A 24,286-nucleotide genomic window follows, 5' to 3' on the forward strand; every position below is an offset into this window, starting at 1 on the left:
CTTGGCCATTATTCCGTCTGCATTCAGTCGCAAAAACAAGGCGCACCCTTGTCCACTCTCAAAGCGCAGTGCTAAAGCGAGGACTGGTCAAGTGGTCCCGAGTTCATCCAACGATGCAAGTAAAGAAGTTCGTTGCCGTGACCCTCTTTGCGGGTCTTGCCGGCTGCGCCACACTTCCTGCGAGCGGCCCTACGGGCAGCCAGGTGGAAAAGTCGGCGCGCGAGGCTGATGGGGAACTGCCGATCAAGTTGGTGCAGGTCGAATCGACCGCCGACGTTCCCGCCCCCGGGAACGATTCTCCACCAGCAACCCTGGCCGATATGCCGCCGCCGCCGACCGATATGATCGGGCCGGGCGACGTTCTGGACATCAATATCTATGAGGCTGGCGTCACATTGTTTTCTGCCGGCGGATCCGTCGGCACTGCTGGGTCGCTTGGTCAGATCGGCGCCAATCCGGGGGTACAGGCTCAACACCTGCCGCCGAGCCGGGTGGACGACAATGGCGACATCTCAATCCCTTATGCCGGCAAGCTTCATGTGGTAGGCCGCACCGTAGGTGAGGTCGAGGTCATGGTCCGCCGCTCGCTGCGTGGGCTGTCGCAGAACCCGCAGGTGCTGATAACGCTGGGCCAGGCGATCACCAATTCGGTTATCGTCAGTGGCGAAGTGGCACGGCCCGGCCGCCTGGTTTTGCAGACCAACCGTGAGACGCTGTCCGATGTGGTCGCGTTGGCCGGGGGCTATCGCGGGAATGCCAAAGACCTGACTTTGAGGGTGTATCGGCACGGTAGCAGTGTCGACATTCCCATTAACGATCTGATCGATACACCGAATCTCGACGTGCGTGCCTATCCTGGCGACCGACTGATGCTCATCAGCAACCCGCGTACCTATTCCGTTATGGGCGCGCCGGGAATTGTCCAGCAGATTCCGTTCCCCCGTTCAAAGGTGTCGTTGGCCGAGGCGATCGCGACCGCTGGCGGTACGAACCCGAATCTGGGCGATCCTGCTGCGATCTTTGTGTTTCGCTATGTCCAGGATGAGCAGGGCAAGGAGGTACCGATTGTGTATCACCTCAACATGATGAAGACCGGTACTTATTTCGTGGCACAGCGCTTCGCCATGAAGGATAAGGATGTGCTTTACTTCGGTAATGCAGCGGCGAACCAGCCCAGCAAGCTGATTCAGCTTATTAGCCAATTATTCTCGCCGATCATGACGGTGACCAGCGCAGTCTCGGTCATTCAGAACAGCAAATAACGTTGGGGATGCCGGCTCGCAGGTAACGTGCGATGCGATGTGTCCGTCTAGCACTCGCATCCACTACCGAGCCTGACGCACGAAGGCTGTTGCGATAAGCCCGCCCGAGATGGTGCTGATACGGGAGCGGCGCGGTCAGCGGCGCTTGATCATCCAAGCACGCCAGAGGCCAGTTAGTCAGATCACGGCATGATTGATTGGAGAGAAGGCCTATCCACTGTTTGCCTTCTTGCTTTCCAATCAAACGTAGGGAAGTGTCCAAAAAAAATGGCGGCCAAATGGCCGCCATTTCTTTATTCGCAAGCGAACAGCTTAGTTGCTGTCGCTATTGCCACCGCCGGTGGTCGCAGCGACGATACCACCGATAGCAGCAGCGCCGGCGAGGCCGCCGAGGATGACAGCGGTCGAAGTCAGGTTGCTGGACTTCTTGCCCTTCGACGAAGCCTTAACGTTGCTCGCCTTGGCGATCGACAGCGAAGCTGCCGGGTTAGCCATAGCCGGAGCCGCCACGAGGGACGATGCTACGGCTGCGGCGACGAGGAGGTTGCTGATACGCATATCCATTGGCCTTTTTTCTAGAAAACGTTACTAGAGTTAAATTCGCTAGCAACGCGTGAACGCCGGCGCAAGCGAATTGATACTGCACGACAAATTCCTGCGTGCTTGTTGCGAAAGCGCCATAATCAGGCGGCCCTGACAGAATAGTTCATTGAATAAAATTTTGTTAACCTACCATGTCGCATTCGCGAACGCGTTCTTCCTGTAGAATCCAGCGCTGATCGTTTTCAAATCCCATCGCTGTCAAAATGCCTGAGCGATAGGCGCCCGTGTCTAGGCCAATACGATGGGGTTTTTCGACGACGCCCTCGGTAATTGTATGGCCGTGAACGACGACTTTGCCTGGTATGCCGCATTGCTGACCGGTCGCAGGAGAGACAAATTCGTCGCGAATCCAACGCAGATCGCTGGCATTCTGGTTTTCGAGGGGAACGCCGGGGCGAATTCCCGCATGGACGAAGACGTAATCGCCTTCCGCGATCAAGTCCTCGAAACCGGCAAGGAAGACTCGATGAGATTCGGGCACAGCGGCCTCCAGCATTGCGGCCAACTCGTCGAAATCTGCGGCAGCGTAAACTTCAGGGCTTATTCCGTAACTCTGCACAGTCTCAGCACCACCGATACGATGGAAAAGGCGTAATGCCTTGCGATCACCGCCCAAAACCTTCAGGAAAACTTCTTCATGATTGCCCAAGAGGAAGCGCGTTTCCGGCCGTTCGGCCTTCACGGACATGAGACGCTCGATAACCCCCGCCGAATCCGGGCCGCGATCAATCAGATCCCCGAGGAAGATCAGTTCGGCCGGAGGACCGCCCAGAGCTGTTGAGTTGCGAAAAATCTGCTCTAAAAGGCCATTCAGCAGATCCAGTCGGCCATGGATGTCACCGATGGCGTAGATGCGTCGCCCGTGGGGCGCGCACGCAACAGGCGCAACGGGCTTTGCCGTACGAGAGAAAAATTTCGCAAGCATCGGAAGATGCAGTACCTCTTATTCGTAATGAGCGAAGAATGTTCGCAATGATGAAACTCGGCCGACTTGCAAGCACAAAACGCCGGAAAGTTGGCATGCGCCGTACGGTCTGCATATTGTTAGCCTCCACTATCGCCTTTGGCGATCCCGCTTTATCGCTTGCCAGCGACCCGCCGCCGCCTCTCGAGGATATCCGCGCCGTGGATGCAGAGATGGCGGAAATCGGCTATCGCCTTGCTGTCGCCAACGCTTCCCTGTGCGATCGGCAAGAACCCGGCCTTGGCATTCTCGTTCATACACCGACTCAATATGGGTTGAATGTTCGCGATATAGCCCTTCGCCATTTTCATCTCGATGGTCCCGCAGGTGTGGAGGCCGTGATCGATGGATCTCCAGCGGCTGGCGCAGGCGTAAAGCCGGACGATACCCTGCTTGGCGCCGGCCCGATACGCTTCGCGCCATCCGACTTGCATGCCGAGGGGAGCACGGAAGCGGTCATCAAGATCGCCGGACAGATTGCCCATCTGCCCGCCGATAAACCGCTGCAACTCTACGGTCGCCGCGATGGCGTCGATTACGCCTACACGGTCGATCCGGTGCCTGCGTGCCGAACCCGTTTTGAGGTGGTGGCCGGTCCCGAGTTCATCGCGAAGGCGGACGGAGAGATGGTGCAGATCGGCAGCCGCTTCTTTGCCGATTATCCGGATCTGGTGGCAGCACCGATCGCGCATGAATTGGCGCACAACATTTTGCATCATCGGGATCGACTTGAGGCTAAGGGCGCCGCATACGGCATGATGTCCGAGTTCGGTCGGAACATAGGCTACTTCCGGCAAACCGAGTTGGAAGCCGACATTCTGTCCGTATCATTGCTTGCCAACGCGGGCTACGATCCGCAGATCGCCGTTCGGTTCTGGCGCCTGTTCGGCCCTGATCATTCCGGCGGGATGTTGCGGAGCCGCACGCACCCGGCATGGAAGGATCGCCTTGCCACGATCGAGCATGCCATCAAGTCCTTGGGGCCGGAGCGCCCCGTTCATCCAGCGATACTGGCAGAGCGAGACAAGCCGCTTGATGGCGATTGGCAGAGGCTGCAGGTCGCGGGCCGGTGATGGGGATGATCCGCAAATAGGGACACTTGAATCTCGAACGTCCCTTTGAATAGGGCATGGCGATGGGAGTAGGCGCTGGCGGCGTCTGCGAAGCGATCTATGGTAAGGCAGCCTGATGAGTAAGAGGAAATGCCCCGGCCGAGGCTGATGGGCTGGGCCGCTGTCGCAGAACTTGCACATAGCGGATTGTTGAATGGGCTCTTGGCCGTTTGTATTGTGGAAACCCATCAAGGGGCTTCGATTTGGGCCCTCATGAAGGCGAGATGCGGGCTGTTTGCTTATCAGCTCCCGCTATTGTTCACTTAAGGCATATCCGATGATGCTCGGTGCATTTCATCGTTGAACGCGAAAGAGCGGCAGGATACCCCCGATAATTGAATGGCATGATTTGCCATAGCGCATAATCGTGTAAGTGTTCTCGTTTCGGTAAGTGGAGGATTGAGTGGAAACGCAGGAGAGCGAGCTACAGCCGTTGCGCATCGGCGATCGCGTCCCGCGTTTCGTGGCGCGCAGTACTCAAGGGCCGTTCGATCTGCAGGACTATCGGGGCAGGTGGCTCATTCTTTTTTCGCACCCCGCCGATTTCACGCCGGTCTGCACCAGCGAGGTGCTTGCTCTGGCACGTGGCGCGCCGCAGTTTGCTGCGCTGGATTGTCGATTGGTCGGGCTGTCTGTGGACAGCCTTTATTCGCATCTCGCCTGGATTCGCCTTATTCGCGACACGACCGGGGTCGCCGTCGAGTTTCCCATTATCGAAGACCCGACGATGGAGATTGCGCGCGGCTTCGGCATGGTCGGGGCTGATGCCGGCGATAGCGCTACGGTGCGGATGACCTATTTCATCGATCCTGAAGGCGTGTTGCAGGCGTTGAATAGCTATCCACTGACTGTCGGCCGCTCGATCCCCGAAATGCTGCGACTATTGGCGGCGCTCCAGCAGGTGCGAGGTGGCAGGGGGCTGGCTCCAGCCGATTGGCAGGCCGGCGATGATCTGCTGCGTGCGCCGGAAGATACTGCGGCGGCCGCATTCGCGGCGGCGGATCCCGCTGCGTGGTTTTACGCGCCGTTGGGTAAGGAGGGCTGACGTGGGGGAGGATGACCTTGACGCGACCGCTGAGTTGTTACGGGCGCTGGCGCATCCCTTGCGATTGCAGATACTCTACGCGGTTCGCGCTGCCGAGCTTTCGGTGGGCGAGATCGAAGAAGTGACCGGAATCGGGCAGCCGGGCCTCTCGCAACAGCTTGCGGTGCTCCGCAAGGCGGAGCTTGTGGCGACGCAGCGGACCGGCAAGCAAGTCTTCTATCGCGTTGATGGCGAGCGCATGGGCGCGTTGAGCGCCTTTCTCGATGGCATCGCCAAGGCGGGCACCGGCTCTGCGCAAGCGGGCGTCGCGCAGGTTTCCCGGCAGGTGGATGTGGTGAGTACGTCTCCGGGCGGCGCAGCAGGCTTCGCACGCGTTTTGCGCTGAGCGCTCAGGCCAGCGAAGCGATCTCCACTTCCGCGTCGCACAGTGCGAGCGGGGCTCTGCGGTGGGACACCAGAATCAGCCCCGTTCCCGTCTCCCGGAGCCATGAGTCGAGGCTTTTTACCAGCGCGGCTTCTGTCTTCGCGTCCAATCCTTCGCTGGGTTCGTCGAGCAGCAGCCATGGCCGTCCGGCGAGCAGAGCCCTGGCGAGTGAGAGGCGTTTGCGTTCACCGCCGGATAGTGTGCCGCCTGCCTCGCCGAGCGGCGTGTCCAGGCCCAGTTCGCTGCCGGCGATACGTTCCCGAAGCTGCGCTACCGTCAGCGCGTGCCACATTTCCGCTTCGGTGAGGCCTTTACGGGCCAGGCGGAGATTGTCTGCCACGGTGCCGATGAGCATCGGCGCGTCCTGCGGCGAGAGAGCGAATTGGCCTTCAAGTCTGCGGGCAGGGCACTGGTCCACTGGCTCGCCGTCGACGGCGAGCGGAACGGTGGGCTCCTGCATTCCAGCAAGCGCCAGAAGGACGCGGGTCTTGCCTGCGCCGGATGGGCCCGTGAGTGCAATGCGGGCGCCCGGCGCGAATTGTCGGCCGCCGAGAGTCACGACCGCCGCGTTTTTCGCTGTTTCCGGCTGAGCAAGCGTGGGATCGAGCGCGCTCAGCACGGCGAGCCGGCGCAGACCGGCATCGAGCGATGCGCGGCGCAGGAGGCTGCGTGCGAAGCCGCCCATCGCTTCCACCGCAGAGGCGGTTGCCAGCATGGCGAGCGCCACGATCGGGGCGCTCGCCTGCGCCAGCAGCAGGATGCCGGCCATCGCGGCAGCGCCGTAGAGCGTCAGCAATCCGCCTTGCAGCGCTTCGGCGCGGAACAGGCGGGCGCGTGCGTTATCGAGGCGATCGGCGATGGGTTCGAGTTCGGCCAGCGCTTCGTCGGCCAATCCATAGGCGGCGATCTCGGCGCGCGATGCGGCGAGCTCGATGTAATGGCGGCGCAAGTTGCCCAGTGCTTCGGCGGCGGCGTCTGCGGGCTTGCGCGTCAGGGCCAGCGATACGCGCCCGAATAGGGCTGGAAGCATTCCGAGCATGGCACCGAGCCAGATCAGCGCCGGAATCCCGGCAAGGCATGCGGCGGCCAGGCCCACTGCCGCTGAAACCAATGCGGCATGGCATGCGGGTTCGCGGATTACCAGGTCTTCCAGCGCGGCGACGTCGTCGATCAGGCGGTTGCTGGCCTCACCCGGCGAGGAGTCCTGCGCGTGGCGGCTGTCCTGCGCGGCAAGCCTGTCGAACAGCGATCCGCGCAAGTCCGCCATGCTTTCCAGCGCGACTTTGTGCGAGAGCAGGCGTTCGCCGTAGCGGGCCAGGGTGCGGACGATGGCGAGCAGGCGGATCAGCGCGCTGGGGATGAGGTAGTTGAAGGCGGCTACGGCCACGGTTCCGCCGGCGCCCGCCATCGCCGCGCCGGTCAGGAACCAGCCCGACACACCGAGCAGGCCGATGGCCGCGATGGCGGCAAGGCCGGCGCAGAGGCTGGCAAAAAGCAGGCGGCCGCGGGCAAGGCCGGCGACGGCGAGGGGATTGCGATGGGGGGCGGTCACAGCGCGATCTCCTTCCCTGCGGCGCGAACGAGCATGGGATCGTGCGTGGCGACGAGGATGCAGCGCGAGGAGGAAAGGTCCTTCAGTAGCGCGATCACGGCGGCGGCGGACTCCGCGTCGAGGTCTGCGGTCGGCTCGTCGCAAAGCATCAGCGGGCGGCCTGAGAGGATTGCGCGGGCCAGCCCGATCCGGCGGCGCTCGCCGCCCGAAAGGCCGGATCCGGCGTGATCGATGGCCATGTCCAGGCCTCCCCGCCTTGCGAGCAGGGGGGCGAGGCCAACCTGTTCGGCTACCGCGCCGATCTCTGCAGGGGTTGCCTGCGGGGCGGCCAGCGCCAGATTGCGCGCCAGCGTGCCGGTTACCAGCAACGGGCGCTGGGCGGCCCATGCCACGGCTGCGTTGGGGAGGGGGGAGCCGTCCATGCCGGTGGCGGAGCCGGCGGCAGGGGCCAGCTGTCCGGCGATTGCGGCCAGCGTGCTGGTCTTGCCGCTGCCGGTCGGCCCGGTCAGCGCGACCAGATCGGTTGCGGCGAGCGTGAAGCTGAGCGGCCCCACCGCGATGCCGGGAAAGGCGAGTGTCAGGTCGTTGACGTGCAAGCCATCGAACCTGTGGTCGGCGGCGGGCTGTCTGGGGGACGCCGCAAAGGGTGCCAGTGCTGCCTCAGCGGCTTCGCCCAACTGCTTCTCATGATAGGCAGCTGCAAGGCGGCGCATCGGCAGGTAGAACTCGGGCGCCATGGCCAGCACGAAGAAGGCGGGAACCAAGGTCAGCGTTTCCGGGGCGCGGAACGGCAGCAGGCCGAGCAATGAGAAGCCGCAGTAGACGGCGACCAACGCGATCGAGAGCGCCGCGAAGAATTCCAGCACCGCGTTCGAGAGGAAGGCCGCGCGCAGCACCGCGACCGTGCGCTTCGCGACCTGCCGGGTGGCCTCACGCACTTGCTGCGAGATGCGCGCCTCGGCGCCGTAGTGGCGGATCAGCGGCAAGTGGGTGATCCGGTCGACGAACAGGCCGGACAGTGCGGATAGGGCAGCCAGCTGGCGCTCGGAAGCACGGCGGGCGGCGGTGCCGGCCAGGATCGAGCCGAGCACGAAGGGCAGCAGCGTTGCCAGCATGATCGCGGCGGCCACCCAACTGGCCGGCGCCACCACTGCGGCGACCACCAGCGGGCCGATCGCGGCATTCAGGCGGACAGGGGAAAACCTGACATCGCGATTCTCGATTGCCGTGTTATGGTCAATGGCAAGTGTGGTGCTTTCCCCGGTGCTTAGCGGATCCGTAAGCGGTTCGCCGAGGAGGGCTGACCACAATCGGCGGCGACGTTCACGGCCCAGGGCCTGCGCGGAGCCGACGGCCAGCCGATCGACGGCGAAAGCCGCAGCGGCACGCAGGGTCGCCCCGCCAAGTATCAACGCGGCGGGCAGCAGCAGGGGGCTGGGTCCGGATGCGGGCGCGGCAATCGGCCCAGTCGCGTGTCCGGCAATCAGCCCAACACCACTGGCCAATCCCCAGGAGAGGAGCGCTGCGCCGGCAACGTCGGCCAGCCACGGCACTGTTGTTTTGACATAGATCAAATTACGGAAACCATGTAAGTATTGTTTGACAGCCCAAGTGGCTAAGCCTAACGCGACCCTACGAAACCAACCTGTTCGAGGCAACCTAATCTGTCTCGCCAGAGTGCTCAAAAGGCAGGATTCGACATGATCGACATGGCAGTGGTTGAACTCTCCCGGTTACAGTTCGCCCTTACGGCGCTGTACCATTTTCTCTTCGTTCCCCTGACCCTTGGCCTTTCCTTCATTCTCGTAATTATGGAAAGTGTCTATGTGATAACCGATCGTCCCATCTGGCGGGACGTGACGCGGTTCTGGGGCAAGCTTTTCGGCATCAACTTCGTCCTTGGCGTGGCCACCGGCCTCACCATGGAGTTCGAGTTCGGCATGAACTGGGCCTATTACTCGCACTACGTGGGCGACATTTTCGGCGCGCCGCTGGCGATCGAGGGCTTGATGGCCTTCTTCCTGGAAGCGACTTTCGTGGGCCTGATGTTCTTCGGCTGGGACCGGCTTTCCAAGCGCGGGCACCTGTTGACGACCATCATGGTCGCCATCGGCTCCAACCTTTCGGCGCTGTGGATCCTGGTCGCCAACGGCTGGATGCAGCATCCGACGGGCGCAGTGTTCAATCCCGAAACGATGCGCATGGAAGTGTCGAACTTCAAGGACGTGATCTTCAATCCGGTCGCGCAGGCGAAGTTCGTCCACACCGTCAGCGCGGGGTACGTCTGCGCCAGCCTCTTCGTGCTGGGCGTCTCGTGCTATTATCTGCTGCGCGGGCGTCATCTGGAATTGGCGAAGCGCAGCTTCACCGTGGCGGCGGCCTTCGGCCTTGCCTCCTCGCTCTCGGTCGTGGTGCTGGGGGACGAGAGCGGTTACGCGGTTTCGGACAACCAGAAGATGAAGATGGCCGCGATGGAGGCCATGTGGGAAACCGAGAAGGCGCCTGCCGGCCTCGACCTGTTCGGCCTGCCTTCCAACACCGCGCATGAGACTACGCACGAGATCAAGATCCCCTATGTGCTGGGCCTGATCGCGACGCGCAGCCTTACGGGCGAAGTCACCGGCATCATTCCGCTGGTAGAACGCGCCGACCAGCGCATCCGCACCGGCGTACTGGCCTATGACGCGGTGGAGAAACTGAAGGTCAATCCCACCGATCTTGCCGCGCGTGAGGCGTGGGAGCGGAACAAGGATGACCTTGGCTATGCCCTGCTGCTGAAGCGTTTCGTGGCCGACCCGCGCACGGCGGACGATGCCACGATCCTGAAGGCGGCGTGGACCACGGTGCCCAATGTGCCGGCGCTGTTCTGGATGTTCCGCGTGATGGCGGGGCTGGGCTTCTTCTTCATCGCCTTCTTCGCCACCGCTTTCGCCTTCTCCGTCCGGCGCCGGTTCGACCGCAAGTGGTTCCTGCGCACGGCGGTGCTGGTGATGCCGCTGCCGTGGATCGCGATCGAGGTGGGCTGGCTGGTTGCCGAACTGGGGCGTCAGCCCTGGGCGGTGGACGGCGTGCTGCCCACCTTCCTGGGCGCATCGAGCCTGACGGTGCCCCAGATCTGGTCCACCATCTTCGGCTTCACCGCGCTCTACGGGATCATGGCGGTGATCGAGGTCAAGCTGATGCTGGCGACGATCCGCAAGGGGCCCGAGGTCTACGAAGGGTACGATGGCGAGCCCGCTCCCGAGCGTGCGCCTGCCACCACCTTCACCGCGATCCCGGCCGAGTAAGACGCCCGAATAAGACGCCCCAATAAGATGGAGGCAACGATGTCCATTCCCTTCGACTATGAAACGATGCGGCTGATCTGGTGGACGCTGATGGGCGTGCTGCTCATCGGCTTCGCCCTGACCGACGGTTTCGACCTCGGCTCGGCCGCGCTGATGCCCTTCGTGGGGCGCACCGATGCCGAACGCCGCATGGTGATCAATGCCATCGGCCCCACCTGGGAAGGCAACCAGGTGTGGTTCATCCTGGGCGGCGGCGCGATCTTCGCCGCCTGGCCCTTCGTCTATGCGGTCAGCTTCTCCGGCTTCTACATCGCCATGTTCCTGGTGCTGTCCGCCTTCATCCTGCGCCCGGTGGGCTTCAAGTACCGGTCGAAGCGGCCCGATCCGGCCTGGCGCTCGCGCTGGGACTGGGCGCTGTTCGTCGGCGGTTTCGTGCCTTCGCTGGTGTTCGGCGTGGCGATCGGCAACGTGCTGCTGGGCGTCCCCTTCCGGCTGGATAGCGACTTGCGCAGCTTCTACGAGGGAACGCTGCTGGGGCTGTTCACGCCGTTCGCGCTGCTCTGCGGGGTGGTGTCGGTGGCGATGATCGTGCTCCATGGCGCCGGCTGGTTGACGCTGAAGCTGGAACATGGGCCTGCACGCGATCGGGCGCAGGCTTACGGACAAGTGGCGGCGCTGGTTGCCTTCGCGCTCTACGCGGTGGGCGGCCTGTGGCTGGCGATGGGCGACATCGGCTACGCGCTGGTCGGCGCCGTCGATCCGCAGGGGGCATCGAATCCGCGCCTTGCCGTAAGCGTGCATGCCCCCGGCGCATGGCTGACGAATTACAGCGCCTATCCATGGATGGTGCTGGCCCCGCTGCTGGGGCTGACTGGGCCGCTGGTCGCCTTCTTCGGCATTCGCGGGCGCAAGGATACGCTGGTCTTCGCCGGATCGTCGATGGCGAACCTGGGCATCATCGCCTCGGTAGGCCTTTCGATGTTCCCGTACATCCTGCCCAGCTCGATCGACGCCCGCTCCAGCCTGCTGGCGTGGAACGCGTCGTCCAGCCACACGACGCTGTTCATCATGCTGCTGGTGACGGTGATCCTGCTGCCGATCGTGCTGCTCTACACGGCCTGGGCCTACAAGGTGATGTTCGGCCGGGTGACGCAGCACGAAGTGGGCATGAACCCAGACTTCTATTGAGGAGCCGACTATGTGGTACTTTTCCTGGATCCTCGGCGTCGGCCTGGCGGTTGGCTTCGGCATCATCAACGGCGTGTGGCATGAGTTCCACACCGATCCGTCCGAAGAGAAGACGGTCCTCGATTGACGTCATGAAAGCGGCGGCGCTCCCATCCGGAGCGCCGCCGTTTTCCTATGCGGTGCGCCAGCCCATCCACGGGCCCAGCCTTGGCGCCAGGCGTTTGAGGCTCCATTCCGCCAGCACGGCAAGGCCCAGCGAGAGGCCGAACAGCGGCATCAGCATCGCCATCAGCAGCACCAGCGCGACCAGCGCCCAGCTATGGCGCAGCGGCGCGAATGTCGCCGGGGCGCCCAGCATGGCCTGCGGCTTGCGCCGCCACCACAACACCACGCTGGACAGGCAGAGCGTGACGAGGCCGAGCAGGACCGCCAGATTGACCAGCTGGTTCGCCAGTCCGCGCCACTCGCCCTCATGGATGGCAACGCCGTAGCCCACCGCGCGGTCGATCCAGTGGCGCTGGGAAAAGCGCTCGATCCCGATCAGCGTGCCGTCATTTGTGACTTCGGCACTGTCGCGCATCGGCCGGTTCTCGGCCTGACTGCGCACCTGCCACGGGCCGTCCGGCGCGGTTGGCGGGCTGACCTCGACCGGATGCGCGAAGCCAAGGCCACCGGCGCGCGCCACCACGGCATCGAGCGCGGCGGGGTTGGCGGGCAAGTGGCTCATCGTCATGCCGTGATGTTCGGCATGTTCGGACATCATCGCGCGCATTCCTGCGTCCGCCATCATGCGCTGCTGGGCTTCGGCGGAAGACCCGGCGGACCAGTCCTGCCGGTCCGCCGCCGTGCCGGTGACGATGCGCACCTGCCGGAAGTAGTCGCCCCAGGCATTGGCCCAGGGTAGGCCGGTTGCAATCAGGAATAGCGCGCCGAGTGAGATCCACAGGCCGGTGACGGCATGGATATCGCGCCAGAACAGCGTGCGCCCCCTGAACAGGCGGGGGTAGAGCACGCCGGCCAGCCCGCTCGCCCCGCGCGGCCACCAGAGGAACAGTCCGGTCAGCAGCATCACCACCGTCCAGCACGCAGCTGTTTCCACCAGCGCCGATCCGTAGTCGCCCGAGAGCAATTCGCCATGCAGGCGGAAGACCACGCGCATGAACCGGCTTTCCTCTGGCACTTTGTAAAGCACCGCGCCGGTCTGCGGGTGGACCCAGACGCGCATCTCGCCGGCGCCCTTGCCCACCAGCACTTCCACTGCGTCCGTCGCAGAGCGTGGCAGGACATACTTGTGCAGCATCGATCCCGGCACCGCCGCCACCGCTTGCGCGGCGATCCGGTCGGGCGAGAGGCGCGGGGCCGGCCCGCTCGCGACATTGCGATAGGGGGCGTAGAGCGCCTGCTCGATCTGCGGCTTGAACAGGTAGAGCCCGCCGGTGACGGAGAGCCACAGCACGAACGGCACGCAGAACAGCCCGGCATAGAAGTGCCAGCGCCAGACCGCGCGGTACCAGCGTTCTCTGCGTATTTCGGGGCGTATTTCGGGGCGTATTTCGGGGCGCATCTCGGCCGTCATCACATCTTCCATCCCGCTTCGACAAGGAAGCTGCGCTGCGGGTAGGGGTGATAGACCCAGGCCCGATCGTTGGTGAGGTTGTCGACGCCCGCACTCAGGCGCAGTTGCTCGGTCACATCCCAGCTGACCTTGGCGTCGAGCGCGAAGAGTTCGGAGGTATAGCCGTAGGTATCGCCGCGCTGCAGGCCGAACAGGTCGGTATTCGGGCGGCTGGCATAGCGTACGCCGATAGAGAGCAGGACGGGCTCGATCACCCGGTATCGCAAGTTGCCATTGAGCCGCCAGCGCGGGATGCGCGGGAACTGCACGCCCTCGGTAGCGGGGGCGGCATCGTTGCGCAGGGTGACCGAATCGATCCACGCCGCGTTGGCGTCCACGTCGAGGCCGGGCAGCACTTCGCGCGCCTCGGCGATCAGCTCCAGGCCATATTGGCGCGTCAGGTCGATGTTCTTGAAGCTGGAGGTGGTCACCCCGTTCTGGTTGAAGCCGGTGAAGCTGAAGATCGTGTCCTTCACCCGCTGCCAGAACACCGATCCGGTCAGCTTCACTTTGCCGAATTGATGGGCGAGCAGCAGGTTGGCGTCGGTCGAACGTTCGGGCTTCAGGTTGGGATCGAAGCTGTCCGGATTGAAGCTGCCGTCACCGTTGAGGCTGCCCTGGAAAAGTTCGCCCACTGTCGGGAAACGAGTGGCCTTGGCCAGACTGAGCTGGAGCCGCGTGTCGGGATCGATCGCCCATTCGGCCGAGGCTTTGGGCTGGAAGCCGGTGGCGTGGCGGCTGGCGTAGCGATTGAACACCGGCTGGCCGCCGCTATTGAGCCGCCCCAGCCCGCCATCGAAAGCGCGCCAATCCTCGAACCGGGTGCCCAATGTCAGCGTCACGGTCTCGATCGGCACGCGCAGTTCGGCCCAGGCGCCAAGGTTGCGGGTCTTGCCGAAAGTCTCGGTCGAGAACGCCTTGCCGGCATCGCTGCGCCAGTTCGTGAGCGTGTAGTTGACCTGATCGGTCTTGTAGAGATTGCCGCTCAGCCCTCCGGCCAGCTCGGCCCCGCCCAGATCGGCGGTGAGCGCCAAGTCGCCGGTGTACCAGTATGTTGGCCCCTGCCGCGCCAGCGTACCCGCGCCATCCGATGCTCCGGCCGCGTAGCCTTTCGAGGTGAACCCGTCGGAGCGCAGGATCTGGTAGGTCGAGAGATTGAGATCCAGCGTCAGCGCGTCCGAAACCGGTGCGGAGACTTTCGCGCCGGCCAGCAGTTCGTCGCGGATTGCGCGCGACCAGTTGGCGCCGCTGGCGGTGTATTTCTGCCCGCCGATCGAGACGAGCCCCTCGCAGACCGCGTCGCCCGCAGCATTGCGCAAGTAGCAGTCCGGCGCGGTCTCGTTGTCGAGGTTGTGCCAATAGGCGAGCAGCACTTCGCCGGTCACGCCCGAGGCTCCGTCGTAGCCGAGGCGCAGCTTGGCCTGATCCTGCGTGATTTCGGCAGGGCTCTGCGCCGCGAAGATCGGGTTGGTGGCAGTGCCGGGCGCGCCGGTCATGTGTTGCTTGGGATCGACCACCGCGCCGGTGACTGCCGCGGCGGCGGCGGTGCTGGTCGATGGCGTCAGGCCGTAGAACATCATCGGCTGGCCGGTGTTGCGGAAGTGGCGGCCGGATAGGCGCAGCGACCAGGGCCCATCCTTCTGCCGGAATCCCACGCCGGCCTCGCCGGACCAGCCCCAGTACGTGTCATGCGTGCCGTACTGATCGTAGGGCTGGACCAGGCCCTGCACGGTGGCGAAAGCCTCGGTCCGTTCGGGCGAGCGGGTGGTGATGTTGACCACGCCGCCCATGGAATTGCCGGCATAGCGCGCCGAATAGGGGCCGTAGACCACGTCGAACTGCTCGACTTCGCCGGGGCCGACCACGCCCCACTTGGGGGCATAGGCGAAGGAGTTGCCAAGGAAGTTGGAGACGGTGAAGCCGTCCACCATTACCAGCGTACGCGCGCTTTGGGTCGAATGGGTGCCGCGAAAGCCCGGCACGCCGTTGGAATCGCCGGCGAAGCGTTTGCGCACGAAGAAATCGGGCGCGTACTTGATCAGATCCTCCACGTTCTGGGCGTTCACGCCCTGGAATTGCTCATCGCCAAGGCTGACCGACAGCCCGCGCGCGTCGAGGCTGATCGGCGCATTGCGCTGGCCGACGACGAGAATGGAATCGGAAGCAGGGGCATCGGCAGGTTCGTCGGCCAGTGCCGAGAAAGAAATAAGGGCAAGCGGAGCCGCGCCGAGCGCGAGCAGAATACGGGTCATCGAAAGTCACCTGACCGGCACGCGCGCGATTGCGGCGACGTGCACTCAAGCCGGAAGGGCCGCACGCGAACGCGCGGCGATGGCGGGGATCAGGCTTGGGCGGGTGGTCCGCGCAAGGGCGGGCGGATCTGCGCGCGGATGGCGCGCAGGGCCAGTGGTTCGCGCAGGATTGCCGCGACGAAAACAAAGGCCAGCGCCGCAGCCAGAAGCGCCGGCAGCACGGTGTCGATGGCCGCCGCTGCGTGCGACGAGAAGGCGCAAGGATGGTCCATCGTCTTGCCGGCATTCTCGCTGGCGTGGCCGTCTCTGGTAGGCAGCACGATCGTTACTTTCGCGCCGGGCATCGAGCCGGAGCATAGCTCCACCGTCAGCGTGCTGCCCTGCGCCGTCGGCATGTAGCCGGTGGGAACCACCGCCTTGAGGCACAGCGTCAGCGCCAGCAGCAATGCCGCGAGGCCCGGATGAGTCCGGAAGAAGTGCCGAAGGGTGCCCACGAAAAGCGTGACTAGCGGGAAATCGTCGCGCCGTCATCGGACAAGTTGTCCCGCCCCGACGATCTAGTCGACGACGAGGTAGTAGTTGGCCTGCTGCCGACCCTCGTTACGCACTTCGATGCGATAGCGCTGCGTGAACCGTGGCACCCAGTTGCAGGCGGGGCCGGACGGGCAGACCGTGTGGCGATTGCGGTCGGTCACGCGCAGATTGACCGGCTGGCCGCCGCGCGCCGCGAGAGAGACGCTGGCCTTGCGGCCCGACAAGAAGACCTGCTCGAAACTCTCGCTTTGCCCGGCGGCGACTTGCCCCAGCCGATAGCCGGAGCCCAGTGGGCTGCCGCGTAAGATCGCGCTCGAGGCAGTGGTAAGCGCCGCATCGTCGCTTCCATCGCGCGCGAGTTGCGCCTCGGCCAGCGCCATTGCTACCAGTTGCCCGGTGCTGGAGGTTCCGTCGTAAGCCGGACTGGCGGCCGCAGCGGCGCTCACAAGCCCGCCGCAAAGTGACAGGCAGGCGCGCGGGAAGCCGGCCTTTCTCACGATTCCAACATCCTTGCGATCACCGTCCGGCCCGTGGGGTGACCTTGAAACAGGCGCCGCGCGGGGAGGGCTGCAGGACGATTTCGAGCAAGTGGCGTTCCGCGATCGCCCGGCACAGGGCTAGCCCCAGGCCCGCCCCATCCTGCGATCCCGGCTCGTTCCCCCGCGCGAATTTGTCGAATATCCGGCCGCGGTCGGCTTCCGGCACACCCGGCCCATCGTCGCTGACGGTAAGGCAGGGGCCGGGCTTCAACCGCAGTTCCACGGTGCCGCCGGCCGGCACGAACTTGAAAGCATTGTCCAAAAGGTTGGTGATCAGGCGGGTCAGCTGCATCTCCTCCCCCTCGATCACCACGCCGGGCGCGATGTCCAGCTTCAGCGTGTGGCCGGATTCCTCGGCACTGTCGGCATAGAGTTCGCCCAGCCGGTTGGCGAGCGCGCTGAGGTCGACCGGGCAGAGCCCGTGCCGGTCGCCTTGCCGCGCCTGGCTGGTGGCGATGTCCAGCAGCGATTCGAGCATGCGGACGATACGGCGGATCTCCTGCCGGGCATCGGCGATGCGCGCGGCGGTCTCGGCATCGGGCGTCGCCGAAAGCGCCTTCACCAGCCGGTTGTCCAGATGCATCAGCGGTGTGCGCATCTCGTGCGCCAGCTGGTCGGTGGTTTCGCGCTGGGCCCCGGCAAGGCGCCGCAGCCGGGCGAGGGCGTCGGCCGAATGGCGGGTCAGTTCGTCGATCTCGTCACGATCGTGATGGCGTTTTCCCAGGCGGGCGAGGGCATCGTCGTCCGGGTGGCGGAAGGCGGCGTTGATCCGCTCGATCCGGGCGCCCAGCTTGAATACGGCCAGCCGGCCCGCCAGCGCCACGGCCATCATCGCCAGCAGTCCGCCGGCCACGTAGACCAGGGCGACCTGACGGCGCAGCGGGCCGATATCGCGGTCTTCATGCGCGACCACCAGCTTCAGGTCGGGGCCGAGCTGGGTCGCGCGGGCATAGGCCCGGGCGCCGTCGGGCGTGGCGATGTCGCGGCTTTCGGACATCGCGGCGTGAAGGCCGGGCCATATGTCGAAATCGCCTGCCACGCGGCGGTTTGCCCGGTCTGCCAGCATGTAATGGGCCAGATGGCCGTCGCGGGGCTGGAGCGCCAAGCGATCGTCGATGCGGCGGGCCAGTTCGTCGCGCCCGCCGCTGGCGTGGATATCGATCATGCCGGCCAGATCGACATCCACCGCGCGTTGCAGCGCGATGCGGCTGGTGCTTTGGATCGTCGTATCGGTCAGCGCCCAAAGGCTTGCGGTGATGATCGCGGCGATCGCGATGCCCCAGAGCACGATCTGGGCGAAGATCGAACGGCGGATGTCAACCAGCCGGGCCATTGCGGTCAGCGCGCGCCGTCGAGCAGGCGGTATCCCGAACCCCAGATGGTTTCGAGCGCCGGGCTGTCGAACCCGTCCTCCAGCTTGCGGCGCAAGCGGCCGATGTTGACGTCCACCACGTTGGTCTGGGGATCGAAATTCATCTTCCACACGTCGCGCAGCAGCATCTCGCGAGTCAGCACTTCACCGGCATTTTCCATGAAGTAGCGGAAAAGGTCGAATTCCTTGGGGCTGAGGGCAAGGTGGCGGTTGTCGCGGAAGGCGGTGCGAGCCTTCACGTGGCATTCGAAGGCGCCGTAGAGGATCACCGCGCTGTGTTCGCGGCCGGAAGCGCGGCGGTGCAGCGCGCGCAGGCGGGCGAGCAGTTCCTCCGCCTCGAACGGCTTGGCCAGATAGTCGTCCGCCCCGCCGTCCAGCCCCTCTGCCCGGTCCGATGTGCGGCCCAGTGCGGACAGCATGAGCACGGGGGTGCCGACGCCGGATTCCCGCAGGCGTTCCAGGATGGTCAACCCGTCAAGGTCGGGCAGCATGCGGTCGAGGATGATCACGTCGTAGCGATTGACGCCGGCGCGCTTCAACCCGTCCTGCCCGTTCGCGGCCCAGGTGAGGGCAAGGCCGGCGCTTTCGGTCACTTCCGCCACTTGCGCGGCGGCACGGGCATCGTCCTCGATATAGAGGATGCGAAGCGCGCTCATGCCGGAGCGCGTCCCCGCGCTTCAGCGCTTCGTGCTGTTTCGGTCATGCAGTTGCCTCATTCTGGCGGGGACCTTCGGAAAGACCCCCGTCCAGATAGGTATTCCTCAGCGCGGGGCCGAAGTGGCCGTCGGCGCTGCTGCCGAGGCATTCTCGGGCAGGCCGCCGAGCTGGGTGACCAGCTTGGTATAAGCGTCGAGGTAGGCGAGCACGATGATCTGGCCGATCTGCGTGTTCTGATAGCCGCCGCCGCCGGCCGCGCCGAAGGTGCCGCCGAAGAAGCCGCCGCCACCGCCGCCGAAGCTGACGTCCGACTTGCGGGCATAACCCTCGGTCAGCGCCTCTTCCACCGTGGTGCGCGAATTGACGATGGAGAGCGTGACGTTCGCTTCACCCTTCTTGACGTTCAGCCCGCCGGCGATGGCGCCGATGCCATGGCCGAACAGGCCGCCCACGCCGCCCAGCACGGCGCCCACGCCGCCACCGCCGGAGTTGTTGTTGGTGGAGACGATGTCCGGTTGCAGGAAGTAGTCCGCCGCCTTGATCTGGCCCTTGCCGACGTTCGAACCGCGCTGCAGCTCACCCTGTTCGGCCAGCGCGCGCTCCATGGCGCTGTTCTGCAGCGAACGGCCACGGTTGACGAGCGTGAAGCAGTGCGACTGCTGCACGAACACGCGCAGGATCGCTTCCGGGCTGCCCAGGCTGAGTTCGCGCCACCACTGGCTATCCGGCTCGATAATGGCGACGGTGCCCAGGTTCTTGCGGCAGACCGGGATCTGCTGCGTACCCTTGTCCTGCAGCTTGCGGCCGGAGGATCTGTCTTCCGCGAAAGCCGAAGGAGCGCCTGCCACAATGGCAAGCGCGGCGAGCGCGCATGCGAACGTCTTCATGATGTTGGTCCCTCTGTTGCGCCGCGCGGTGACCTGGCGCGGCGTGCCCATTGCGCGGGGACCTTAAGGTTGAATCGTTTGCAAACAAATGACTATTTCTGTCAGATTCAATCCCTATTGACAGTTTCTCGCGTAAGAAAACGCCTCAAAGCGGGACGACGGCCATGTTGTCGATCAGGCGAGCCTTGCCGATCCGCGCGGCGACCAGCAGTCGCATCGGCCGATCCGAGCGGGCATCCAGCGGGACGAGGTTTTCGGCATCGCGCAGTTCGGCATAGTCGATCGAGGCAAAGCCGCCGGCCAGCAGCGCTTTCTCCAGATCGGCCAGAGCGGCGGAAACGGGTGCGTCCGCTTCGATGGCGGCAATCGCGGCCTTCATCGCGGTGGGCAGGGTAACCGCCGCCGCGCGCTGTTCGGCGGTGAGGTAAGCATTGCGTGAGGAGCGGGCGACGCCGTCTTCCTCTCGCACCGTTTCCACGCCGATGATCGCATCGACATGCGGGCGCGTCAGGTCCAGATCGCGCGCCATGCGGCGGATCACGGCCAGTTGCTGCCAGTCCTTCTCCCCGAACAGGGCTACATCGGGCAGCACCTGATGGAACAGCTTGCAGACGACGGTGGCGACGCCATCGAAATGGCCGGGGCGCGAGGCGCCGCACAGGCCGTCCGACACGCCGGTGACGGAGATATTGGTGGCAAAGCCCTGCGGATACATCGCATCCACCGTGGGCGCCCAGACCAGCGCCACGCCTTCGGGCGCCAGCAGATTGCAATCGCGCTCGAGCTGGCGCGGATAGGCGTCCAGATCCTCGTTCACGCCGAATTGCAGGGGGTTCACGAAGATCGAAACGACCACGTGATCCGCCCGTTTCCGCGCTTCGCGCACCAGTGTCAGGTGACCTTCATGAAGCGCGCCCATGGTGGGGACAAGGGCTACAGTCCCGGTCTGGCGCAAGGTCGCGATGGCACTGCGCAGTGGATCAAGGCTGTGGACGGTTTGCATTGGGGGTGGCTGCTCCGTTAGGATGGACTTGACCGGTCCTCGCGCCAGCCCTTAGCGCCGGCGTGCCCCGGGCGGCAAGAAGCGGTTGAGAATTCGCCTGCCGGGCAGGGCCGGCGGTAACAGGGAAAGCTAGGGTCCGTGACAGCGCATCGCATCGTTTTCGCCAATGAAAAGGGCGGCACCGGTAAGTCCACCACAGCCGTCCACGTCGCCATCGCACTGGCCTATCAGGGCGCCAAGGTGGCCGCGATCGACCTCGATCCGCGCCAGCGCACGCTCTACCGTTATCTGGAAAACCGCATGGAGACGGAACGCCAGCGCGAAATCGCGCTGCCCGGCGCCCGCTTCGCGGTCTACGACGGCGACAATATCGACGAACTGGACGAACTGGCCGAGCAGATCGCCGACGGCTACGATTTCCTGGTGTTCGACACGCCCGGCCGCGACGACCAGTTCGCCCGCCACGTGGCCGCCACTGCCGATACGCTGGTGACGCCGCTGAACGACAGCTTCGTGGACTTCGACCTGATCGGACAGGTGGAGAACGAGACCTTCCGCGTGAAGAAGCTGTCTTTCTACGCCGAACTCATGTGGGAAACCCGCAAGAAGCGCGGCCTAAAGACCATCAACGAAGGCCGCCGCGAGCTGGACTGGGTGGTGGTGCGCAACCGCGTCCAGCACGTGGAAGCGAAGAACATGCGCCGCCTGGAAGGCGCGCTGAAGGAACTGGCCAAGCGCGTGGGCTTCCGCATTTCGCCCGGCCTGTCCGAACGCGTTATCTTCCGCGAGCTGTTCCCGTCGGGCCTGACCTTGCTCGACAAGGGGCATCTGGGCGAGCTGGGCACCAGCCACCTCGTCGCCCGGCAGGAACTGCGCGGGCTGGTGGCTGGCCTGAACCTGCCGATGCCCGAACGGCGTGAGCCGCAGTTCGAACTGTCGGACGAAGGCTGAAGCCCCTCCCATGAAGCTGATCTGGCTGATCGCGCTGGGCTGCATCGCCTGGAAACTCGCCACCGGGCAATGGCCCTGGCGGAACTGGCGCCGCTACCTTGCCGGATCGCGCGAGTCCAAGGCCCCCAGCTTCGCGCAAATCCACGCGCAGACGCAGGCCCGCGCCGTGTTGGGCGTGCCTGAGGGGGCCAGCCGGGAAGCGATCCTTGAGGCGCACCGGCGCCGGGTGATCCAGGTCCACCCCGATCGCGGCGGTTCCAGCGAGAAGATTCACGAGGCCAATGCCGCGCGCGACCTGCTGCTGGAAACGCTGGACGGCGGCACGCAGGCCTGATGCGGGCGCATCGGTTCGATCCCACGATCCTGCGCGAATACGACATTCGCGGCACTTTCGGCAAAAACCTGGGCGCGGACGATGCCTATGCCATCGGCCGCGCGTTCGGCACCATGTTGCGGCGCGAAGGCGGACGCAAGGCGGTGGTCGGGCGCGATGGCCGCGTCAGTTCTCCCGCGCTGGAAGCCGCGTTGGTGGAGGGCCTTACGGCCAGCGGCGTGGGGGTCGTGCGGATCGGCCTCTCCAGTAGCCCGATGCTCTATTTCGCCGAAGCCTCAGCCGAAGACGTGCAGGGCGGCATTCAGATAACTGGCAGCCACAATCCCGCCGATCAGAATGGCTTCAAGATGGTATTGCACGGTCGCCCTTTTTTCGGGGCGGCGATCCAGCGGCTTGGTGATCTGGCGGCAGCTGGGGAATGGCAGGACGACCCCGGCCTCAAGGATGGCGGCATAGAAGATCGCAGCGTCATCGCCGAGTATGTCGCGGGAATGCTCCCGGCTCTGGTCGGCTTGCCCGAAGACCGGCTGGCCCGGTTGCGGATCGGCTGGGATGCCGGCAACGGGGCTGCCGGTCCAGTTCTGGAGCTGCTCACTTCCCGATTGCCTGGGGAGCATCATCTTCTCTTTACTGAAGTGGATGGGGCATTTCCGAACCACCATCCGGATCCGAGCGAAGACGCCAATCTTGCAGACCTGCGCGCGCTCGTCGCTGCGAAGAACCTCGATTTCGGTGTCGCTTTTGACGGCGATGCCGATCGGATCGGGGTGATCGACGGTGCGGGGCGTGCGCTGGCCGGGGACCAGTTGCTACTGATCTTCGCAGAGGATCTGCTGCGCCGGAATCCGGGAGCGCAGGTGATCGCCGATGTGAAGGCCTCCCGCGCACTGTTCGACGGCGTCACGCGGATGGGCGGCGTGGCGGACATGTGGAAGACCGGGCACGCGCTTATCAAGTCCAGAATGAAGGAAACCGGCGCGCTGCTGGCGGGCGAGATGACCGGGCACATGTTCTTCGCCGACGACTATTACGGCTTCGACGATGCCTTCTACGCAGCGCTTCGCCTGATCGGGACGACCTTGCGGCTGGATCGTAGCGTCGCCGAACTGCACGACGCCATGCCGCGCCTGATCGCCACGCCCGAATTGCGGTTCTCCGCATCGGAAGCCCGCAAGTTCGCGGCTGTCGAGGAAGTGCGAGAGCGCCTCTTGGCTGCGGGTGCGGATGTCGTGGCGGTGGACGGGGTTCGCGTCACCACGCCGGATGGCTGGTGGCTGCTGCGCGCATCCAACACGCAGGCGATGCTGACAGCGCGGGCGGAGAGCGAGACGGTGGAAGGGCTCCAGCGGCTGCTGGGCGAGATCGACGCTCAACTCGCGGCGTCGGGATTGTCGCGATAGGTTCTACAGGCTCAGGGCAGGGTCAGGACGGCGATGCCTACCGCCAGCGCGCTGGCCGCCAGCGGCAAGGCCGCGCTCTTGCCTTGCTGCCAACCGGCAAGGCTTACCGTCACGCCGGCCTTGAACAGCGTGTTGAGCGCCACCGGAATGGCCAGCACCACCCCGGCAGTGCGCGCGTCGAGCGATTGGCCGGCCAGCCCGCCCATGGTGATGATCGCGGAATCGACGTCCACCGTGCCGGAGATCGCCAGCACCACGGCCAGTCCGCGCTCCCCGAAATTGCGCAGCACCCATAGCGAGGCGACCGTCAGCACCATGACCAGCCCCGCCAGCATCAGCGCCGGGCCGATGTCGAACGGGTTGCGCATCGCCAGTTCGTGGCCGGGATTGGGAACGGTCGCCGCGCGGCTGCGGCGTAAGTACCAGCCGGCGGCGATGATACCCACGACAAGCCCCGGCGCGATCAGCCGCGCCAGCGTGGGCAGGGCCACGGGGGCCAGCAGGGCGACCAGCACGAAGACGCGCAGGAACATGATGACGGAGGCGAAGGCGATGGCGGCGGGAAAGACGACCCGCGGCTCCTCCCCCAGCTTCATCCGGCTCGCCAGCGACGCGGTAACGGCCGTGGAGGAGACCAGCGACCCGGCGGCAGCGGTGGCGATGATCCCACGCTTGGCGCCCAACACGCGCGTGGCGAAATAGTCGGCGAACGAGAAGCCGGACACCAGCACCACCACCAGCCACAGCTTGCGGGGATTCCACGCGTCATAGGGGCCGAAAGGCTGGTCCGGCAGCAAGGGCAGGATCACCAGGGCAATCAACGCATAGCGGGCGATCGACAGCACCTCGCGCTGGCTCAGTTTGTCGATCCAGCCGTACAGTTGTTCGCGCAGCGCCAGCAGCAGCACCATGACCACGGCGATGGCGGTGCCGGTTATGCGCTCCCCCACGCCGACCAGGAAACCGCTGGCCAGCGTGAGCAGGGCGACCAGGCTGGTGGTTCCGCTGACGGTTTCGTTCACGCGGCTGTCGCGCAAATAGCCGATCAGGATCAGCAGCCCCGCGCCGGCCAGCAATACGGTGGCGGGGCCGGGCGCGCCCCGGAACAGGATGCCGGATATGCCGCCGGCGAGGCCCATCAAGGCGAAAGTGCGCACGCCGGCAAAGCGGGTGCCGGCCGATCGCTCGCGCTGGGCCCAGCCGCGCTGGATACCCACCAGCAGCCCCAGGGCAAGGCTTACCGCCAGTCTGAGCAGATCGGAAAGGTCGAGGGCGATCGGCATGGGCCTCGCTCCGCTAGCTGGA

23 protein-coding genes are annotated in these 24,286 nt (G+C 64.9%); 10 read left to right on the plus strand and 13 right to left on the minus strand.

The window, feature by feature from the left end; translation table 11 throughout:
- Positions 1–113 precede the first annotated feature (113 nt).
- Complete coding sequence (locus WBP07_RS16620; protein ID WP_395392711.1) at positions 114–1,262, plus strand: polysaccharide biosynthesis/export family protein; 1,149 nt, start codon at positions 114–116, stop codon at positions 1,260–1,262.
- 312 nt (positions 1,263–1,574) lie between these two features.
- Here the strand turns inward: WBP07_RS16620 and WBP07_RS16625 are convergent, their stop codons facing one another.
- Positions 1,575–1,826 carry a hypothetical protein gene (locus WBP07_RS16625; protein ID WP_395392712.1) on the minus strand — a complete coding sequence of 84 codons (252 nt, stop codon included), beginning with the start codon at positions 1,824–1,826 and terminating at the stop codon, positions 1,575–1,577.
- 160 nt (positions 1,827–1,986) lie between these two features.
- Positions 1,987–2,790, minus strand: coding sequence for a metallophosphoesterase family protein (locus WBP07_RS16630; protein ID WP_395392713.1), 804 nt, complete (start codon positions 2,788–2,790; stop codon positions 1,987–1,989).
- A gap of 95 nt (positions 2,791–2,885) precedes the next feature.
- On the opposite strand from WBP07_RS16630, the gene WBP07_RS16635 reads away from it, so the two are divergent.
- The 3 genes from WBP07_RS16635 to WBP07_RS16645 all read left to right on the plus strand — a co-directional run bounded on the left by WBP07_RS16635 (position 2,886) and on the right by WBP07_RS16645 (position 5,371).
- The gene (locus WBP07_RS16635) at positions 2,886–3,902 is read left to right on the plus strand and encodes a M48 family metalloprotease (protein WP_395392714.1); all 1,017 of its coding nucleotides are present in this window, start codon (positions 2,886–2,888) and stop codon (positions 3,900–3,902) included.
- Positions 3,903–4,344: 442 nt separating this feature from the next.
- Positions 4,345–4,986, plus strand: coding sequence for a peroxiredoxin (locus WBP07_RS16640; protein ID WP_395392715.1), 642 nt, complete (start codon positions 4,345–4,347; stop codon positions 4,984–4,986).
- Between the two features lies 1 nt (position 4,987).
- A complete protein-coding gene (locus tag WBP07_RS16645) occupies positions 4,988–5,371 on the plus strand; it encodes an ArsR/SmtB family transcription factor (RefSeq protein ID WP_395392716.1) in 384 nt (127 codons plus the stop codon).
- A gap of 4 nt (positions 5,372–5,375) precedes the next feature.
- On the opposite strand, the gene WBP07_RS16650 is transcribed toward WBP07_RS16645, so the two are convergent.
- A complete protein-coding gene (locus WBP07_RS16650) occupies positions 5,376–6,962 on the minus strand; it encodes an amino acid ABC transporter ATP-binding/permease protein (protein WP_395392717.1) in 1,587 nt (528 codons plus the stop codon).
- Positions 6,959–8,536, minus strand: a complete 1,578-nt coding sequence (locus WBP07_RS16655) for an ATP-binding cassette domain-containing protein (RefSeq protein WP_395392718.1) — start codon at positions 8,534–8,536, stop codon at positions 6,959–6,961. The genes WBP07_RS16650 and WBP07_RS16655 overlap by 4 nt, the downstream gene beginning before the upstream one ends.
- A gap of 126 nt (positions 8,537–8,662) precedes the next feature.
- On the opposite strand from WBP07_RS16655, the gene WBP07_RS16660 reads away from it, so the two are divergent.
- Genes WBP07_RS16660 through cydX form a run of 3 tightly spaced genes read left to right on the plus strand, consistent with a single transcriptional unit; the run spans position 8,663 to position 11,564 of the window.
- Positions 8,663–10,249, plus strand: a complete 1,587-nt coding sequence (locus WBP07_RS16660; RefSeq protein WP_395392720.1) for a cytochrome ubiquinol oxidase subunit I — start codon at positions 8,663–8,665, stop codon at positions 10,247–10,249.
- 39 nt (positions 10,250–10,288) lie between these two features.
- Complete coding sequence (gene cydB / locus WBP07_RS16665; RefSeq protein ID WP_395392721.1) at positions 10,289–11,437, plus strand: cytochrome d ubiquinol oxidase subunit II; 1,149 nt, start codon at positions 10,289–10,291, stop codon at positions 11,435–11,437.
- A gap of 10 nt (positions 11,438–11,447) precedes the next feature.
- Positions 11,448–11,564 carry a cytochrome bd-I oxidase subunit CydX gene (gene cydX / locus WBP07_RS16670; RefSeq protein ID WP_395329407.1) on the plus strand — a complete coding sequence of 39 codons (117 nt, stop codon included), beginning with the start codon at positions 11,448–11,450 and terminating at the stop codon, positions 11,562–11,564.
- A 45-nt stretch (positions 11,565–11,609) separates the two neighbouring features.
- On the opposite strand, the gene WBP07_RS16675 is transcribed toward cydX, so the two are convergent.
- From WBP07_RS16675 to panC, 8 genes are all read right to left on the minus strand, one after another.
- On the minus strand, positions 11,610–13,013 hold the full coding sequence (locus WBP07_RS16675; RefSeq protein ID WP_395392722.1) for a PepSY-associated TM helix domain-containing protein: 1,404 nt from the start codon (positions 13,011–13,013) through the stop codon (positions 11,610–11,612).
- Positions 13,013–15,304 (minus strand): TonB-dependent receptor, encoded by a 2,292-nt coding sequence (locus WBP07_RS16680; RefSeq protein ID WP_395392723.1) that lies wholly within the window; start codon positions 15,302–15,304, stop codon positions 13,013–13,015. Before WBP07_RS16680 ends, WBP07_RS16675 begins: the two co-directional genes overlap by 1 nt.
- Before the next feature lie 89 nt (positions 15,305–15,393).
- Positions 15,394–15,798, minus strand: a complete 405-nt coding sequence (locus WBP07_RS16685; protein ID WP_395392725.1) for a hypothetical protein — start codon at positions 15,796–15,798, stop codon at positions 15,394–15,396.
- A 63-nt stretch (positions 15,799–15,861) separates the two neighbouring features.
- Positions 15,862–16,335, minus strand: coding sequence for a hypothetical protein (locus tag WBP07_RS16690; RefSeq protein WP_395392726.1), 474 nt, complete (start codon positions 16,333–16,335; stop codon positions 15,862–15,864).
- A gap of 19 nt (positions 16,336–16,354) precedes the next feature.
- Positions 16,355–17,710: a sensor histidine kinase gene (locus tag WBP07_RS16695; protein ID WP_395392727.1), complete on the minus strand. Its 1,356-nt coding sequence runs from the start codon at positions 17,708–17,710 to the stop codon at positions 16,355–16,357.
- A 5-nt stretch (positions 17,711–17,715) separates the two neighbouring features.
- Positions 17,716–18,405, minus strand: coding sequence for a response regulator transcription factor (locus WBP07_RS16700; protein WP_395392728.1), 690 nt, complete (start codon positions 18,403–18,405; stop codon positions 17,716–17,718).
- 105 nt (positions 18,406–18,510) lie between these two features.
- On the minus strand, positions 18,511–19,293 hold the full coding sequence (locus WBP07_RS16705) for a CsgG/HfaB family protein (RefSeq protein WP_395392730.1): 783 nt from the start codon (positions 19,291–19,293) through the stop codon (positions 18,511–18,513).
- Positions 19,294–19,438: 145 nt separating this feature from the next.
- Positions 19,439–20,296 carry a pantoate--beta-alanine ligase gene (panC, locus tag WBP07_RS16710; RefSeq protein WP_395392731.1) on the minus strand — a complete coding sequence of 286 codons (858 nt, stop codon included), beginning with the start codon at positions 20,294–20,296 and terminating at the stop codon, positions 19,439–19,441.
- A 138-nt stretch (positions 20,297–20,434) separates the two neighbouring features.
- Between panC and WBP07_RS16715 the strand changes: the two genes are divergently transcribed.
- Genes WBP07_RS16715 through pgmG form a run of 3 tightly spaced genes read left to right on the plus strand, consistent with a single transcriptional unit; the run spans position 20,435 to position 22,981 of the window.
- Positions 20,435–21,247 (plus strand): division plane positioning ATPase MipZ, encoded by an 813-nt coding sequence (locus tag WBP07_RS16715; RefSeq protein WP_395392732.1) that lies wholly within the window; start codon positions 20,435–20,437, stop codon positions 21,245–21,247.
- Positions 21,248–21,257: 10 nt separating this feature from the next.
- Positions 21,258–21,581: a J domain-containing protein gene (locus WBP07_RS16720; RefSeq protein WP_395392734.1), complete on the plus strand. Its 324-nt coding sequence runs from the start codon at positions 21,258–21,260 to the stop codon at positions 21,579–21,581.
- Positions 21,581–22,981 carry a phosphoglucomutase/phosphomannomutase PgmG gene (gene pgmG / locus WBP07_RS16725; RefSeq protein ID WP_395392735.1) on the plus strand — a complete coding sequence of 467 codons (1,401 nt, stop codon included), beginning with the start codon at positions 21,581–21,583 and terminating at the stop codon, positions 22,979–22,981. Before WBP07_RS16720 ends, pgmG begins: the two co-directional genes overlap by 1 nt.
- 11 nt (positions 22,982–22,992) lie before the next feature.
- Here pgmG and WBP07_RS16730 read toward each other — a convergent pair whose 3' ends face one another.
- Positions 22,993–24,264: an MgtC/SapB family protein gene (locus tag WBP07_RS16730; protein WP_395392736.1), complete on the minus strand. Its 1,272-nt coding sequence runs from the start codon at positions 24,262–24,264 to the stop codon at positions 22,993–22,995.
- Between the last annotated feature and the right edge of the window lie 22 nt (positions 24,265–24,286).

The sequence above is a fragment of the Novosphingobium oxfordense genome (assembly GCF_044029435.1).
Lineage (GTDB): Bacteria > Pseudomonadota > Alphaproteobacteria > Sphingomonadales > Sphingomonadaceae > Novosphingobium.

What these genes read in the sequence shown, in the direction of transcription:
- WBP07_RS16700 (WP_395392728.1), bottom strand. Translation starts at nt 18,405, where the DNA reads ATGAGCGCGCTTCGCATCCTCTATATCGAGGACGATGCCCGTGCCGCC.
- WBP07_RS16675 (WP_395392722.1), bottom strand. Translation starts at nt 13,013, where the DNA reads ATGACGGCCGAGATGCGCCCCGAAATACGCCCCGAAATACGCCCCGAA.
- WBP07_RS16630 (WP_395392713.1), bottom strand. Translation starts at nt 2,790, where the DNA reads ATGCTTGCGAAATTTTTCTCTCGTACGGCAAAGCCCGTTGCGCCTGTT.
- WBP07_RS16730 (WP_395392736.1), bottom strand. Translation starts at nt 24,264, where the DNA reads ATGCCGATCGCCCTCGACCTTTCCGATCTGCTCAGACTGGCGGTAAGC.
- WBP07_RS16720 (WP_395392734.1), top strand. Translation starts at nt 21,258, where the DNA reads ATGAAGCTGATCTGGCTGATCGCGCTGGGCTGCATCGCCTGGAAACTC.
- panC (WP_395392731.1), bottom strand. Translation starts at nt 20,296, where the DNA reads ATGCAAACCGTCCACAGCCTTGATCCACTGCGCAGTGCCATCGCGACC.
- WBP07_RS16680 (WP_395392723.1), bottom strand. Translation starts at nt 15,304, where the DNA reads ATGACCCGTATTCTGCTCGCGCTCGGCGCGGCTCCGCTTGCCCTTATT.
- WBP07_RS16695 (WP_395392727.1), bottom strand. Translation starts at nt 17,710, where the DNA reads ATGGCCCGGCTGGTTGACATCCGCCGTTCGATCTTCGCCCAGATCGTG.
- cydX (WP_395329407.1), top strand. Translation starts at nt 11,448, where the DNA reads ATGTGGTACTTTTCCTGGATCCTCGGCGTCGGCCTGGCGGTTGGCTTC.
- WBP07_RS16620 (WP_395392711.1), top strand. Translation starts at nt 114, where the DNA reads ATGCAAGTAAAGAAGTTCGTTGCCGTGACCCTCTTTGCGGGTCTTGCC.
- WBP07_RS16705 (WP_395392730.1), bottom strand. Translation starts at nt 19,293, where the DNA reads ATGAAGACGTTCGCATGCGCGCTCGCCGCGCTTGCCATTGTGGCAGGC.
- WBP07_RS16635 (WP_395392714.1), top strand. Translation starts at nt 2,886, where the DNA reads ATGCGCCGTACGGTCTGCATATTGTTAGCCTCCACTATCGCCTTTGGC.
- WBP07_RS16660 (WP_395392720.1), top strand. Translation starts at nt 8,663, where the DNA reads ATGATCGACATGGCAGTGGTTGAACTCTCCCGGTTACAGTTCGCCCTT.
- cydB (WP_395392721.1), top strand. Translation starts at nt 10,289, where the DNA reads ATGTCCATTCCCTTCGACTATGAAACGATGCGGCTGATCTGGTGGACG.
- WBP07_RS16625 (WP_395392712.1), bottom strand. Translation starts at nt 1,826, where the DNA reads ATGGATATGCGTATCAGCAACCTCCTCGTCGCCGCAGCCGTAGCATCG.
- pgmG (WP_395392735.1), top strand. Translation starts at nt 21,581, where the DNA reads ATGCGGGCGCATCGGTTCGATCCCACGATCCTGCGCGAATACGACATT.